General features: G+C 32.9%; 13 protein-coding genes. 12 read left to right on the top strand and 1 reads right to left on the bottom strand.

The window, feature by feature from the left end:
- Positions 1–37: 37 nt before the first annotated feature.
- The 12 genes from ACJDUH_RS17005 to ACJDUH_RS16950 all read left to right on the top strand — a co-directional run bounded on the left by ACJDUH_RS17005 (position 38) and on the right by ACJDUH_RS16950 (position 14,595).
- Positions 38–691 carry a sugar transferase gene (locus tag ACJDUH_RS17005; protein ID WP_406766403.1) on the top strand — a complete coding sequence of 218 codons (654 nt, stop codon included), beginning with the start codon at positions 38–40 and terminating at the stop codon, positions 689–691.
- Positions 692–724: 33 nt separating this feature from the next.
- Positions 725–1,852 (top strand): glycosyltransferase family 4 protein, encoded by a 1,128-nt coding sequence (locus ACJDUH_RS17000; RefSeq protein ID WP_406766402.1) that lies wholly within the window; start codon positions 725–727, stop codon positions 1,850–1,852.
- A 14-nt stretch (positions 1,853–1,866) separates the two neighbouring features.
- Positions 1,867–3,420 (top strand): murein biosynthesis integral membrane protein MurJ, encoded by a 1,554-nt coding sequence (gene murJ, locus ACJDUH_RS16995; protein WP_406766401.1) that lies wholly within the window; start codon positions 1,867–1,869, stop codon positions 3,418–3,420.
- Positions 3,421–3,523: 103 nt separating this feature from the next.
- Positions 3,524–4,912, top strand: a complete 1,389-nt coding sequence (gene pepV, locus ACJDUH_RS16990) for a dipeptidase PepV (protein WP_406766400.1) — start codon at positions 3,524–3,526, stop codon at positions 4,910–4,912.
- A gap of 205 nt (positions 4,913–5,117) precedes the next feature.
- Positions 5,118–5,891, top strand: a complete 774-nt coding sequence (locus tag ACJDUH_RS16985) for a DeoR/GlpR family DNA-binding transcription regulator (RefSeq protein WP_406766399.1) — start codon at positions 5,118–5,120, stop codon at positions 5,889–5,891.
- Between the two features lie 24 nt (positions 5,892–5,915).
- The gene (locus ACJDUH_RS16980) at positions 5,916–7,037 is read left to right on the top strand and encodes a DegT/DnrJ/EryC1/StrS family aminotransferase (RefSeq protein ID WP_406766398.1); all 1,122 of its coding nucleotides are present in this window, start codon (positions 5,916–5,918) and stop codon (positions 7,035–7,037) included.
- 24 nt (positions 7,038–7,061) lie between these two features.
- Entirely contained in the window at positions 7,062–8,243 is a 1,182-nt protein-coding gene (locus tag ACJDUH_RS16975) for a DegT/DnrJ/EryC1/StrS family aminotransferase (protein ID WP_406766397.1), read from the top strand.
- A 226-nt stretch (positions 8,244–8,469) separates the two neighbouring features.
- Positions 8,470–9,993, top strand: a complete 1,524-nt coding sequence (hutH, locus tag ACJDUH_RS16970; protein WP_406766396.1) for a histidine ammonia-lyase — start codon at positions 8,470–8,472, stop codon at positions 9,991–9,993.
- Positions 9,994–10,011: 18 nt separating this feature from the next.
- A complete protein-coding gene (hutU, locus tag ACJDUH_RS16965; protein WP_406766395.1) occupies positions 10,012–11,667 on the top strand; it encodes a urocanate hydratase in 1,656 nt (551 codons plus the stop codon).
- 93 nt (positions 11,668–11,760) lie between these two features.
- Positions 11,761–12,657: a glutamate formimidoyltransferase gene (ftcD, locus tag ACJDUH_RS16960; protein ID WP_406766394.1), complete on the top strand. Its 897-nt coding sequence runs from the start codon at positions 11,761–11,763 to the stop codon at positions 12,655–12,657.
- Positions 12,658–12,688: 31 nt separating this feature from the next.
- The gene (gene hutI, locus ACJDUH_RS16955; protein WP_406766393.1) at positions 12,689–13,957 is read left to right on the top strand and encodes an imidazolonepropionase; all 1,269 of its coding nucleotides are present in this window, start codon (positions 12,689–12,691) and stop codon (positions 13,955–13,957) included.
- A gap of 2 nt (positions 13,958–13,959) precedes the next feature.
- Complete coding sequence (locus ACJDUH_RS16950) at positions 13,960–14,595, top strand: cyclodeaminase/cyclohydrolase family protein (protein WP_406766392.1); 636 nt, start codon at positions 13,960–13,962, stop codon at positions 14,593–14,595.
- Positions 14,596–14,734: 139 nt separating this feature from the next.
- Here ACJDUH_RS16950 and pdaA read toward each other — a convergent pair whose 3' ends face one another.
- Positions 14,735–15,673, bottom strand: coding sequence for a delta-lactam-biosynthetic de-N-acetylase (gene pdaA / locus ACJDUH_RS16945; protein ID WP_406766391.1), 939 nt, complete (start codon positions 15,671–15,673; stop codon positions 14,735–14,737).
- Between the last annotated feature and the right edge of the window lie 136 nt (positions 15,674–15,809).

Raw genomic sequence — 15,809 nt, 5'->3', positions numbered from 1 at the left:
ATTATAATTAAAAGCGATACTTAAGAAGGAGAACTATATGGAAGATATTTCAGTAAATATAGATGTAAAAAAGGATATAATAAATAAAGGCTTCAAGTTTGCTGTCAAGAGAGTAATTGATTTTATACTTTCAATCATTGGTATTATTTTATTATCTCCTGTATATTTAGCTATAATAATTGCCATAAAGCTGGATTCTAAAGGTCCTGTAATTTTTAAACAAACTAGAATAGGCAAAGATGAAGTTCCATTTACTATATATAAATTTAGAACTATGATTGTCAATGCTGAAAGTAAAAGATCTTTGGAAATAGATCCTGAGAATATAGAGAATTTCGTGTTTCAAAGTAAAACTGATGATAGAATTACAAAGGTTGGCAGCTTTTTAAGAGAAAGCAGCTTAGATGAAATACCTCAGCTATTTAATGTATTAGTAGGTAATATGAGTTTGGTAGGTCCAAGACCTGAAATTCCAGATGTAGTTAAACTATACCCTGAAAGCTATAGGCAAAGACTATTAGTTAAACCTGGTATTACTGGCCTAGCTCAAGTAAGTGGAAGGGGAGAAATAGAACTAGGAAGAACAGTATTTTATGATTTATCTTATATTAAGGATTTTTCCTTGCTCTATGATTTTAAAATAATATTTAAGACTTTTAAAAATGTTTTAAAGAAAGAAGGAGCATTTTAATAGGTAGGGTATCCCTGCTTTATTTTTTAGGAGATGATTAAAATTAAGGTTTTACACCTAATTTCTGGTAATGACTATGGTGGAGGGGCAGCTTATGTGCTAAATATTTGCAAAGCACCAAGTAATATGTTTGAAAATTGTCTATGTTGTATTGGAGATGGACCACTTTATGAAATTTCTAAAGAAAGTGGAATTGAAACTGTAAAATTAAGTATGAAGGCCATTATTAAAGGCGGACTTTTAAGTTTAATAGAATCCAATTCAATTGATTTAATTAATTTTCATGGTGCAAAAGCAAATTTTTTATATTATTTTATAAAAAAAAGTATATCAATACCTGCTGCAGTAACTGTTCATAGTGATTACAGGTATGATTTTATCAATAGTAAAATAAAGCAGCTCTTTTTTACACCCTTAAGTACTTTAGGTTTAAAAAGCTTTAATAACTATGTTTGTGTATCTAATTATATTTTAAAGCTGCTTATTAATAATAACTTTAAAGGAAATAAAGTTATTATTGAAAATGGTGTTGATATAAATAAGTATAGATTATCTATAAATTCTGATGAAGTGAAAAAGAAATATAAAATTGGAAATAATGATTTTATATTTGTAATGGTAGCTCGAATGCATCCAATAAAAAATCATAGCTCACTTCTTAAGGCCTTAAAAAAACTTAAATTAGAGTTTTGTAATGTTAAACTTATGCTTATTGGTGATGGTTCACTACTTGAGCAATTAAAAGATGTGACGGTAAAGGAAAATCTGCAAGATGCTGTTATTTTTACGGGTTTTCAAAATAATAGCTTGGACTATTTAAATGCAGGCGACATTAGTATATTACCTTCCTTTAGTGAAGGAGGGTCGCCGCCACTAGTAGTTCTTGAAAGCGGCATAGTTAATAAGCCTGTAATATGTTCTAACATTGGGGATATAAGTGATATAATAAATGAAAACATGGGATACTTAATTGACCCCAATTCAATAGAGGATATTTATAATAAAATGAAGGAAGCTTATCTTAATAAAGATGAGCTCTCTAAAATGGGAAAAGAATTAAATAAAATAGTAATTAACAATTATTCCATAGAAAAGTTTTGGCATAAGTATTATAATTTTTATGATGAGTTATTAAAAAGTAATTACAAAAACAATAGATAAACTGGAGTAGGAAAATGCAAAGCAATAAGCTAGTTAAGAATTCTATAATCATCATGGGTTTAATTATTATTGGAAAAATATTGGCATTTGTTAGAGATGCTTTAATAGCTGCAAAATTTGGAGTAAGTTATGCAACTGACATATACATGTTTTCTTTAGGAATAGTATATCTTTTAACCACTATTAGTTATGGATTAACTACTTCCTTTATTCCAATACATACAGAATTTATTGAAGGTAAATCAAGAGAAGAAGCTAATAAGTTTTCTAATAATGTATTAAATGTCTCTATGATTTTTACCGCAATTTTAATATTTATTGGTACAATTTGTGCCTATTATATAGTATATCTTTTTGCTCCTGGTTTCAAAAGTAATATCATTATTTTTAATACTTCAGTAGATGTCACAAGAATAATGCTTATATCCTTGATATTTATGAGCATACAAAGTGTTGTTACTGGAGTGTTGCAGGCACATAATCAATTTTACGAGCCATCAGCTATGGCTTTGTTTTCAAACATAGTATTTATAACCTATTTAGTTTTTTTGGCAGGCAAATATGGTATAATTGGCTTTGCCTTTGCAACTGTGGTGGGTTTTTTTGTTCAACTTGTTATAAACCTGCCTAAGTACAGAAAACTAGGATACAGATATAAACCCTTTGTAAATCTCAAGGATCCAGCTTTAAGAAAACTATTTATTTTAATGATTCCGGTAATTATAAGTACTTCTACCGCACAATTAAGCCTTTTCATTAATAGGTTTTTTGCAACTACCATATACGAAGGCGCAGTTTCAGCTTTAGATTTTTCAAATAAACTAAACTCCCTTGTTTATGAGGTGTTTGCAGTTGCGATTTCAACTGTTATATATCCAGTGCTCTCTTCCTTTGCACTTCAAGATAGCAAGAAAGAATACAAGCGATCTTTACTAAAGGCATTAAATATAATTGCCCTAATAATGATACCAGCTGCAGTCGCTATGGCAGTTCTGAGAGTTCCAATAATAAGCGTTATTTTTAAAAGAGGTGCCTTCGGTGAAAAAGCTGTTGCATTAACTGCTTCTGCATTCTTATTTTATTCTCCTGCTATGATAGCTTATGGTTTAAGGGATGTTTTAAATAAGGCATTTTATTCTATTCAGGATACAAAAACGCCTATGTATAACAGTTTATTTGGTGTATTACTAAATATAATTTTAAATATTCTTTTAGTAAAAAATATGAAGGTTGCTGGATTAACTCTTTCGTCCACTGTTTCTGCAATAATAACTACTATTATTTTGATAGTTAGCTTAAATAAAAAGATGAAGGGTATTGGAATAAAGAATATGCTTATATCTTTTGCTAAAATTACTATAGCTTCCTTAATTATGGGAGTCTGTATCTTCTTAGTTAATAATTCTATTTTGCAAAAGATAGGAAGCAGTTTTAAAGGAAGTATAATATCACTGCTTGTTTGTTTTGCAGCTGGATTAATTATTTACTTAATTTCTATATATTTATTTGGTATAGAAGAATATGCCTATATATTAAATACCTTTAAAAGAAAATTAAAGAAACACTAAAGTGAAGCCTATTTACGGTTAAGTTATAATATAGTGTTTAAGATATTTTCATACATTATGTTATAACAAGCCGATTTATAATAAATTACTTGGAGGTAATATTATGGAGTTAAATAAAAAGGTTACTCAACTTAAGCAAAATTTAATTAAGGATACACAAAAAATCCTTATGGTTAAAAGCGTACAAGAAGAGGCAAAGCCAGGCATGCCCTTTGGTGAGGGAGTAAATAATGCTCTTTTATCTATGCTTAAAATTGGCGAAGGCATGGGATTTAAAACTAAAAACTTAGATGGTTATATTGGATATATTGAATGGGGTCAAGGCGAGGAAATAGTAGCAGCACTTGGTCATTTAGATGTAGTTCCTGAGGGGGATGGATGGTCCTATCCACCTTATTCAGCAGAAATTCACGATGGAAGAATATATGCAAGAGGTGCTTTAGATGATAAAGGACCTACTATGGCAGCTTTATATGGTATGTATGCACTTAAGGAAGCTGGTTACAAGCCAAAGAAGAGAATAAGAATAATACTTGGCACCAACGAAGAGACTGGAAGCGCAGATGTAGAGTATTATTTAAAAAATGATGAAAAACCAAGCATTGGCTTTACTCCTGATGCGGATTTTCCAATTATTTATGCTGAAAAAGGATTGACTGTTTTTAACATAAATAAGAAATTAAATGCAAAAGATAATAGCATAATTGCTTATATGAGAGGCGGTAAAAGGGCTAATATGGTACCTGACTACTGCGAAGTTGGTATTAATACAAGTGATTCTAAAGAATTAATAAGTAAAATAGAAGCATATGGAAAAAAGAAAAATTTTGATTTTAAATATGAGGTAAAAGATGAAACAGTTATATTAAAATCAATAGGGCTCTCTGGTCATGGAAGTACGCCTGAGGTTGGTAAGAATGCAATAATGCAGGCAATATTATTCTTAAATGATGAGAATATATGCTCAGGAGAAATCCAAGAAACCTTTAAATTCTTAGCTGAAAAAATAGGTCTGGAAACTAAAGGGGAAAGCTTTGGTGTATGTCTTCAAGACGAAGTTTCCGGGTTCTTAAGCTTTAATGTTGGAACTATAGACATAGATTTAGAAAACATTACTCTATCTCTTAATTTAAGGTATCCAGTCACAAAAACCTTAGAAGACATGATGAATCCTTTTAATGAAACTTTGAAACCTTCAGGTTTTGAGATAGGTGAATTTGAGCATCAAGAACCACTTTATTTCTCCAAAGATCATAAATTAATTAAAATCTTATCTAAGGTATATGAAGAGCAAACTGGAGAAAAGGCAGAACTTTTAGCTATAGGAGGAGGAACCTATGCTAAAGAAATGCCTAATATGGTAGCATTTGGACCAATATTCCCCGGGAAACCAGATCTAGATCATCAACCAAATGAATATATAGAAATTGATGATTTAGTCAAAATGACACAAATATATGCTCAAGCAATTAAAGAATTAGCTGAAAACTAATTTAAGGGAATAAATGAAATGTACTCAATGTGATAGACACTAAAATACTTATCACATTGAGTACATTTTTTATATATAAATAGATTTTTTAAAATAAAATGCATAAAAATGCGAAAAACAGCAAAAAAATATTAACATAACAGCATAAAAGTGATATAATATTTCTTGTAGATATTTTCCACTGACAATGGAAAGGAGTTATTATATGTTTGCTGAAGAACGCAGAGAAAAAATATTAACTAAGGTTAAATCAACTGGAAGAGTATTTGTAAAGGATTTGGCTGAAGAATTTGATGTTTCAATCGATACCATAAGGAGAGACCTTAAGATTATAGAAGATGAAGGTCTTATCAAAAAGACTCATGGTGGTGCAATATCAGTTTCCAAGGTAAGAAGATTACCTATCGACGAGAAAATTAGGTATGGTGAAGGAACTGAACATCAAAATTCAGTTGCAAAACTTGCAGCAAGCTTTATTGAGGAAGGTGATACTGTATATATTGGCGGGGCCAGTATACACTATATTTTATTAAAGTATCTTCCATTAGATAAAGTATATACAGTAGTTACAAATTCTTTAAAGGTTGCAGAAAAACTTAAAAGCTACAGCAACATAGAAACTTATATTGTTTGCGGTAAAATAAAACATGAAGAAGGTATTGTAGATGCCTTAGCAACGGAATTTGTAAAAAATTTAAGAATTGATGTATCTTTTTTAACAGGAGGGGGTCTATCCTCGAAACATGGGTTAAGCAGTTCTACTCCTGAAGGAGCTATTTTTCAGAGAACAGTAGCAGAGGTATCAAGCAAAAAGATTTGTCTAATTAATTTTGATAAGATTGGTAATGAATTTTTTTCAAAAACATTAGATATAAAGGACTTAGATCTTATAGTTACAGATTGGGAAGCCTCTGAACAAGAAATCGAAAAGATAAGGAAACTTGGAGTTAAGGTTATTGTAGCAGAAGAAGTTAAATAATTTTATTAATAAAGGAGACTATGTATGAAAGTTAATTTTTATACCTCTCAAAGGGAATACCATGAAAAAAAAGCTGAGTTTGATAATGCTATTCAGTCAGTAATTGAAAAGGGTAATTTTATCCTTGGAAATACAGTTAGTGATTTTGAAAAAGCTGTTCAGGATTATACTGGTGCAAAATATGCAATAGGTGTTGCCTCAGGTACAGATGCTCTTGTAATTGCATCTGACATTCTTGGTTTTAGTAATGGAAAGGAAGTAATTACATCACCATTTACTTTCTTAGCGTCCACCTCCTGCATTACAAAACATAATGGAAAACCTGTATTTGTTGATATTGATGAAGAAACCTTCGGCATTGACGTTAGTAAAATTGAAGAAAAAATAAATGATAATACTGCAGGTATTCTTCCTATACATTTATTTGATCAAATGACTGATATGGATAAGATAATGAACCTTTCAAAGAAGTATGATTTCAAGGTTCTAGAAGATGCTGCAGAAGCTTTTGGGATGCAGTGGAAAGGTAATAGTAATGAATATAAGCATTCTGGATGCATTGGAGACTTTGGAGTTTATTCCTTCTTCCCTACTAAGACCTTAGGTGGCTACGGAGATGGCGGAATGATAGTAACTAATGATGAGAACTTAGCGAGCCTAGCTAAAAGCTATAGAGTTCATGGAGCCGCAAAGAAATATCATTATGATCATATAGGATATAATTCAAGACTAGATTCCATTCAGGCAGCAGTTTTATCAGTAAAGTTAAAATACATAGACAATGCTATAAAGAAAAGAGAAGATGCTGCAAATTTATATATAGAAAGATTAAAAGATTGTGATTTTGTAAGACTTCCAAAGGTAAAAGGAAGTCAAAAACAAGTTTACTACGTATTTAATATACTAGTTGAAAATAGAGATGGTCTTGCAGAGTATTTAAAGAAAAATGAAGTGGGTTACAGCATTTATTATCCAATGCCACTTCATATGCAAAAATGTTTTGAATATCTTGGTTATAAGAAAGGGGATTTCCCTGTAGCTGAGAGAGTGTCTGAGCAAATTATTGCACTTCCAATATACCCAGAAATAACAACTGAAGAAATAGATTTTGTAACTGAGACTATTAAAAAATTCTATGCAAAATAATATTTATTGAAAGGAAGGCTCATCATGCAAAATAAGGTAATACCATTTTCACCACCAGACATAACACAAGCAGAAATAGATGCTGTAGTCGAAGTTATGAAGTCAGGTTGGATAACATCAGGTCCTAAGACAGCAAAGTTCGAAGATAATATTGCAAAGTATTGTGGCACAAACCATGCAGTGGCACTAAATAGTAATTCTGCGGGCCTGGAATTAATATTAAAAATACTTAATTTAGGTGGTAAGGATGAAATTATTACAACACCTTATACCTATGCTGCTACCTCTAATGCTGTATTACATAGAGGAATTAAACCAAAATTTGTAGATGTTAAGAAAGACAGCTTTTTAATAGATGAACAAAAGATTTATGATGCTATAACTCCTAATACAAAGGCTATAATGACAGTAGATTTTGCTGGAGTTCCAGTAGATTACGATGCAGTAAGAGCCGTACTTAGAGCTAAGAAAAGAGAAGACATAGTTCTTATATCTGATTCAGCACATTCCTTTGGAGCTAAATATAAGGGAGAGAAGGTTGGAGGTCAAATGGACTTTCATGTATTTTCTTTCCATGCAGTTAAAAATCTTACTACTGCAGAAGGCGGTTGTGTGACATTTAATGATAATAACTTCTTAGGCCGTGAGAATTTATATAAGGAACTAAAATATACCTCACTACAAGGTCAAACAAAAGACGCACTATCAAAGATGAAAGCTGGAGCATGGAAATATGATATTTTAACAGATGGATTAAAGTGTAATATGACTGATATAATGTCTGCCATAGGAATTGTGCAGCTTGAAAGATTTGATGACATGCTTGTAAAGAGAAAAAACATTTTTGAGTTATATAATAAAATACTTGGAGAAAAGGAGTGGGCTGTTCTTCCATTCAAAGCTTACAATGGAACAGAAACCTGCTATCATCTATATCCATTAAGAATTAAGGGCTTTACAGAAGAAAAGAGAGACTTATTAATAGAAAAAATGGGAGAAATAGATATAGCAACAAATGTTCATTTTATGCCACTACCTATGTTTACAGCTTACAAAAACTTAGGCTATAAAGTAGAAGATTATCCAAACGCTTATGAGCAGTACAAAAATGAAATATCCTTACCGCTATACTCACTGCTTACACTTGAAGATGCAGAGTATGTAGCAACAAAATTAGTTGAATTTGTAAAAAAAATAAATGGTTAATTAGATTACTATAAGTCATAGTCAAAATATTTGATTATGGCTTATTTTTTTATACTAAAAAGATAAAGCTAGTTATTTGGGGCTTTTATAAGCGTATTATCATGCTAAAATACTAATTGATAAAATAAATTCAGACAATTCTAATGCAAAAATTTGAAGGTAATTTAAAAGAAATGCAGAATATTAGTAATAGTAAGAAAATTAATTTTATTGGTGGGTGAAGAATATGGGGAAAGTTATTATTGATGGTAATAGTCTTACACTTGATGACATTGTAAATGTAGCTTATAAGGGCTATGAGGTTAATTTAAGCAGTGAGGCAAAAGAACGAGTTATTGAATCTAGAAAAATTGTTGATGACATAGTGGAAAACAGCAAGGTAGTTTATGGAATAACAACTGGTTTTGGCAAGTTTTCAGATGTTACTATAACTCATGAAGATTGTAAAACTCTTCAAAGAAATTTAATTATATCCCATGCCTGCGGTTATGGCAGCTTATTTCCAAGGGAAATAGTCAGGACAATAATGCTGCTACGCGCGAATGCCCTTTCTAAAGGCTACTCAGGAATAAGACTTGAAACTTTAGAAACATTAATTGAAATGCTTAATAAAAAAGTGCATCCATGTATTCCTGAAAAAGGCTCACTTGGTGCTTCGGGGGATTTAGCACCACTATCACATATGGTACTACCTATGCTTTATGAAGGTGAAGCTGAATATAATGGGGAAATTTTATCTGGAAAGGCTGCAATGGAAAAGGCAAACATAAATTTAGTTCAGCTTACTGCTAAGGAAGGCCTGGCACTTATAAATGGAACCCAGGTTATGACTGCTGTTGGAAGCATTGCATTAATTGAAAGTATAAAATTAATAAAAGCAAGTGATTTAACAGCTGCTCTTACTATGGAAGCATTAAGAGGTATAGAAAATGCATTTTACCCTCAAATACATACCATTAGGCCTCATAAGGGTCAAATGGTTACTGCTAATAATATTCTAAAGCTTATAAATGGAAGTAGTCTTATAACAAAACAAGGAGAATTAAGGGTACAGGATGCCTATACCTTAAGATGTGTACCTCAAGTACATGGTGCTAGCAAGGATGCCTTAAATTATGTTAAGGAAAAAGTTGAAATTGAAATAAATTCTGCTACTGATAATCCTATAGTAACTACAGAAGGAGACGTAATTTCAGGAGGTAATTTCCATGGACAACCTATGGCATTGGCCTTTGATTTTTTAGGCATTGCAGTTGCTGAACTTGCTAATATCTCCGAAAGAAGGCTTGAAAGATTAATAAATTACCAGTTAAATGATTTACCTGCTTTTTTAGTTAAAAAGGGAGGGTTAAATTCAGGCTTTATGATAACACAATATGCTGCTGCATCCTTGGTTTCAGAGAATAAAGTATTAGCACATCCAGCTTCTGTGGATTCTATACCTTCTTCAGCAAATCAAGAGGATCATGTGAGCATGGGCACAATTGCAGCTAGAAAATGCTTAACAATTGCTCAAAATGTTAAAAGAGTATTAGCTACTGAACTTATGGCAGCTTGTCAGGCTATTGATTTTAGAGAAAACTTTAAACTTGGAAGTGGAACTAATGAGGCCTATAAAAAGGTAAGAGAAAAAATAGCCTTTATCGAAGAGGACAAGGTTATGTACAAAGAACTAGATAAATGTACCGAACTTATTAATGATGGCTCATTATTAGATGCAGTTGAAAAAGTTGTTAATATAGAATTTTAGAATATGGGAGTGATATATATGAAAAGGACAATTACAGCACCAAGAGGAACAGAGCTAAGCTGCAAGGGATGGCAGCAAGAAGCTATACTTAGAATGTTAATGAACAACTTAGACCCTGCAAATGCAGAAGACCCAGATAATCTTATAGTTTATGGAGGTACCGGAAGAGCAGCTAGAAATTGGGAATGTTTTGATGCCTTAGTTAAGACTCTAAGGGAATTAGAAGATGATGAGACAATGCTTGTTCAATCTGGTAAGCCTGTTGGAGTGTTTAAGTCTCATAAGGATGCCCCAAGAGCAATAATAGCTAATTCCAATTTAGTACCACATTGGGCAAATTGGGAGTATTTCAGAGAGCTTGAGAGACAAGGACTTACTATGTATGGACAAATGACAGCAGGTAGCTGGATTTACATAGGCACACAAGGTATATTACAAGGGACTTATGAAACATTGGCAGCAATAGCCCACAAAAAATACAGCGACAGCTTAAAAGGTACTATAACCTTAACTGGCGGTCTTGGAGGAATGAGCGGAGCTCAGCCACTTGCTGTAACCATGAATGAAGGAGTGGCCATCTGCGTTGAAGTAGATAGAAATAGAATCCAACGAAGGCTAGATACCAGATATGTTGACATTATGACTGACAGCGTAGAAGAGGCTGTTAAGATGGCATTAGAGGCAAAGGAGCAAGGGAGAGCATTATCAATAGCTCTACTTGGAAATTGCAGCGATGTATATCCAAAGCTTATTGAAATGAATTTTCAGCCTGATATAGTTACAGATCAAACTTCTGCCCATGATACCTTAGGAGGCTATGTTCCAGGTGGAATGAGCTTTGAAGAGGCACTTAAACTTAGAAAAGAAAATCCAGAAGAATATATAGCAAAAGCAAGAAAGAGCATAGCAGTTCATGTTAAGTGCATGCTTGAATTTAAAAATAAGGGTGCTGAAGTTTTTGATTACGGTAATAACATAAGACAAGTTGCTCTAGAAGAAGGAGTAAAGAATGCCTTTGATTTTCCAGGTTTTGTGCCCGCTTATATAAGACCGCTGTTCTGTGAAGGAAAAGGGCCTTTCAGATGGGCTGCATTATCAGGAGATCCAGAAGATATATATGCAACAGACAGAAAAGTTCTAGAACTTTTCCCAGAAGATAAGCACTTGGCTAGATGGATTAATATGGCTGAGGAAAGAATAGAATTCCAAGGACTTCCTTCAAGAATATGCTGGCTTGGTTATGGTGAGAGAGCTAAGTTTGGCTTAGCAATAAATGAAATGGTAAGAAGCGGCGAGATAAAGGCTCCAGTAGTTATTGGAAGAGATCATTTAGATTGTGGATCAGTTGCTTCCCCAAATAGAGAAACAGAAGGAATGAGGGATGGTTCTGATGCCATTTCTGACTGGGCACTATTAAACTTTGCAATTAATGCTGTTGGCGGTGCTACCTGGGTATCCTTCCATCACGGCGGTGGAGTAGGAATAGGCTATTCACAGCATGCTGGTCAAGTAATTGTTGCTGATGGAAGTAAAGAGGCAGAAGAAAGAATAAGAAGAGTATTAACCACAGATCCTGGAATGGGTGTATTAAGACATGCAGATGCAGGTTACGAAGAGGCAATAAATTTTGTAAATGAACATAAGGATATAAAAATACCAATGCTTAAAAAATAATTAAAGATATCCAGCTTCAAAGCTTAAGTTTCTGTATTAAACTAGTAAAATTGATTATGAAGCTGGATTTCTATTACCGAAAGGATGGCAAAAATGAGCAAGATTGTTGAGTGTATTCCTAATTTTAGCGAAGGAAGAAATAAAGAAGTTATCGAAAAAATTGTAGATACCTTAAGAGGAAAAGAGGGAGTTAAGCTTTTAGACTATTCCTCAGATAGTGATCACAATAGAACGGTAGTTACTGTAATAGGAGAACCAAAAGCCCTTCAAAATGCTATAATAGACATGGCTTCAAGAGTTTATGAATTTATAGATATGACTAAGCATGAGGGTGGTCATCCTAGAATGGGAGCATTAGATGTAGTTCCCTTTGTACCAGTAAGTGAAGTAACTATGGAAGAATGCATTGCTATTGCAAATAAAGTTGGGGAAGAAATAGCAAATAGATTTAATATACCAGTTTATTTATATGAAGATGCTGCAGGTTCTTCAGATAGACAAAACCTAGCAAATGTAAGAAAAGGTCAATACGAAGGCTTTTTTGAAAAGATAAAAAAGGCGGAATGGAAGCCTGATTTCGGCCCAGCAGAAGTTAACGTCAAAGGGGGCTGCGCTGCTGTAGGTGCAAGAGTTCCATTAGTAGCCTTTAATGTAAATTTAGCTACAGATAAAATAGAAATTGCTGATAGTATAGCTAAAATTGTAAGACATATTGGTGGGGGACTAAGATACGTTAAGGCCATGGGTGTTAAGCTGGAGGATAGAAATATAGTTCAAGTTTCTATGAATTTAGTAAATTACGAAAAAACTGCCGTATATAGAGCCTTTGAAATGGTTAAGATGGAAGCTAAAAGATACGGGGTATCAGTTGTGGGAAGTGAAATTATAGGTCTTGTACCTATGGCAGCACTAATAAATACAGCAGAGTATTATTTACAGGTGGAAAATTTCTCAATGGCGCAAATACTCGAAAAGAGAGTATGGGAGTAATTCTTCAATTTAATAATTAGGTGGTGATTGCTTGGCAACGATAATTAAAAATATTGATTGCTTGGTTACTTGCAGAGGAAGCTTTAAAAAAACTAAAGAGGAATTAAGAAATGCAGGATTAATTGAAAACGGCTATGTAGTTATTGAAGATGAACTTATTAAAGAAATAGGCAGCGGAGATGGGTATTTAAGCATTATTAAACCAGAAGATACCATAATAGATGGATCAGGGAAAACTGTAACTCCAGGTTTAGTTGACAGCCATACTCATGTGGTTTACGGTGGTTCAAGAGAAAAGGAGCTTCCTCTAAAGCTAAATAAAGTAAGCTATATTGAAATCTTAAATAATGGCGGCGGGATTTTAAGTACTGTTAGAAAAACTAGAGAGCTTTCCTTAGAGGAACTTACTGACGTAACTATGAAAAGACTTAATTTAATGCTAACACATGGAACTACTACCATTGAGAGCAAATCTGGATATGGCTTAAACCTTATGGATGAAGTGAAGATGTTAGAAGTTAATAAAGCCTTAAATGAAAGACATCCAATTGATATAGTATCTACCTACTTAGGTGCTCATGCAGTTCCAGAGGAATTTAAAGCAAATAGGGAGGCTTATATTAAGCTAATAATTGATGAAGTTATTCCTTATGTAAGCAGTAAAAGATTAGCAGAGTTTATTGACTGTTTTTGTGAGGAAGGGGTATTCACAGTAGAGGAAAGTAGAGAAATATTAAAGGCAGGCATAAAAAATGGACTTAGAGTTAAACTTCATGCAGACGAAATCGAACCAATTGGAGGAGCAGAGCTTGCTGCGGAACTTAAGGCAGCATCTGCAGAGCATTTAGTAGGGGCATCAGAGAATGGCATGAAGGCAATGGCAGGCAGTGGTACTGTTGCTGTACTTCTTCCGGCTACCTCCTTTTATCTTATGTTAAATAAGTTTGCTGATGCGAGGAAAATGATAGAAATTGGGGTGCCAATTGCACTTGCAACAGATTGTAACCCAGGTACCTCACCAACTGAATCACTCCAAGCTATAATGACCTTTGCATGTTTTGGAATGAGACTTTTACCAGAGGAAATAATAAATGCAATGACTATAAATGCTGCTTGTGCCATTGACAGAGAAAAGGAAATAGGAAGTCTTGAGGTAGGAAAAAAAGCAGATATGGTAATCTTTAATAGCAAAAGTTTAAACTATTTAATTTATCATTTTGGACTCAATGCTGTACAAACAGTTATAAAAAATGGTAAAGTAGTTGTAAATGAAGGAAAAATTATAGAAGGATGTGTTTAAATATGCTTCAAAGTTTAACAGTAAAAGGTTTTGCAGATGAACTAGCCTCTAATTCTCCAGCACCTGGAGGTGGGAGTGCAGCAGCTCTTGCAGCTTCCTTAGGCAGTGCACTTTGTTCTATGGTTTTTAATTTAACCATAGGAAAAAAGGTCTATAATGAATATGATGAAGATAAGAAGAACCTAATAAACAGTAGTTTAGAGGAAGTTAAAGCTCAGAAGGATAAATTCCTTATGTTTATGGAAAAGGATGCAGAAGAATTTTTAGTGTTAATGGATGCCTTTAAGCTCCCTAAAAACACTGAAGAAGAGAAGGAATATAGGCTAAAAAAAATAAATGAAGGTTATGTAAAAGCACTTGAAATACCCTTTGAGGTAGCTAAAAAGGCATTTGATATCTATAAGTATGTTGAAATTGCTGCAGCCTATGGGAATAAAAATGCCATATCTGATGCAGGTGTAGCAGCACTTCTATTACAAACTGCCATAGAAAGTGCTGTATTAAATGTTAAAATAAACTTATCTTCAGTTAAGGATGAAAGCTATAAGGCAGAGGTAGCTCATAAATGCAATAGCCTTATAAAAGAAGGACTTATAAGAAAAGAAAAAATAATGGAAGTAGTAAATTCAAAGCTATAAATTAATGTAAAAAGCTGCAATATCTAAAAATGTTACATGAGCTAATCGCTGTGAACTCATGTAACATTTTTTATTTCTTTACTAATTGCCATTTACTTCATAGGTTACAAGGACCAATTTTAGCTAAAGGATAGAATAGCTAAGGTAGCTCATTTAAGGTTTTAAATTCAAAGCCCTTTGCTTTCCATTCCTTTAGAATAGAATCCATAATAGTGGCATTTGTTTTGGAAACAGCATGTAAAAGGAAGATACCGCCATTATGAGTTCTTTCCATAATTATTTTTCTTGCAGCTTCTATTGATGGCTGATTATCTGGAAGCCAATCCTTATAGGCAAAACTCCAAAATATAGATTTGTAACCTAAGGCTTGAGTGTAATATAATGATAATTCACTATATTTACCCATTGGAGGTCTGAAAAACTTTGGCATTTTTGTTCCAGTTACTTCTTCAAAGGCCATTTCACAAATAGTAAATTCCTTTTCAAATTTAGCTTTATCTTTAATGGCACTTTGGGCCATAGAAGGGTGAGTAGTAGAGTGGTTGCAAACTAAGTGCCCTTCAGTAGTCATTCTTTTAATTAAATCCTGATTCCTCTTTATATAGTCTGTGGTAACAAAAAATGCAGCCTTTACATCATTGGCTTTTAAGGAATCAAGTATCTTAGCTGAATAACCATTTTCATAGCCTTCATCAAAGGTTAAGTATATTATCTTTTTTGAGGTATCGCCAAGATAATACCCTGAATATTTTTTTAATAGTTCTAATACATCAGGTGGTTCTCCAGAAGGTGAACCATCTTTTTTAGGCTGAAAAAACCAATTTCTCTCTGTTGTGTTAAGCTTTAAATCATCTACAACTACTCTCTTTTCAAAATAACTATTTAAATTCTTATTCATATGATTGTTCATTGAATTCTTATCTAAATCATCAACTTGAAGGTTCTCTTTAAAACTTTCCAGCTTATAAGCTTTATTTTCATTGGCTTTTGAAAAGATATCTTTAATATTATTATTAATTGGAAAGATGTTTAAGGATAGTGGAAAAGCTAGTGATAAGCATATGGCTTTTTTTAGCATATTTACTTTTGGCTATGAAAATCGCAGTAAAACATAACCTCTCCTCTCTTTTAGATTTTTTCCTCCGATTTTTTTCTATCTTAAGTAATTTGATTATGTTATACTTTTTGTATTGCATATAAATATTTTGGAGATA

It is taken from the genome of Candidatus Clostridium radicumherbarum (assembly GCF_045310525.1).
Lineage (GTDB): Bacteria > Bacillota > Clostridia > Clostridiales > Clostridiaceae > Clostridium_AT > Clostridium_AT radicumherbarum.
Note: the sequence above shows the minus strand (reverse complement) of the source record. Positions and strands in the feature narration are given on the sequence as shown.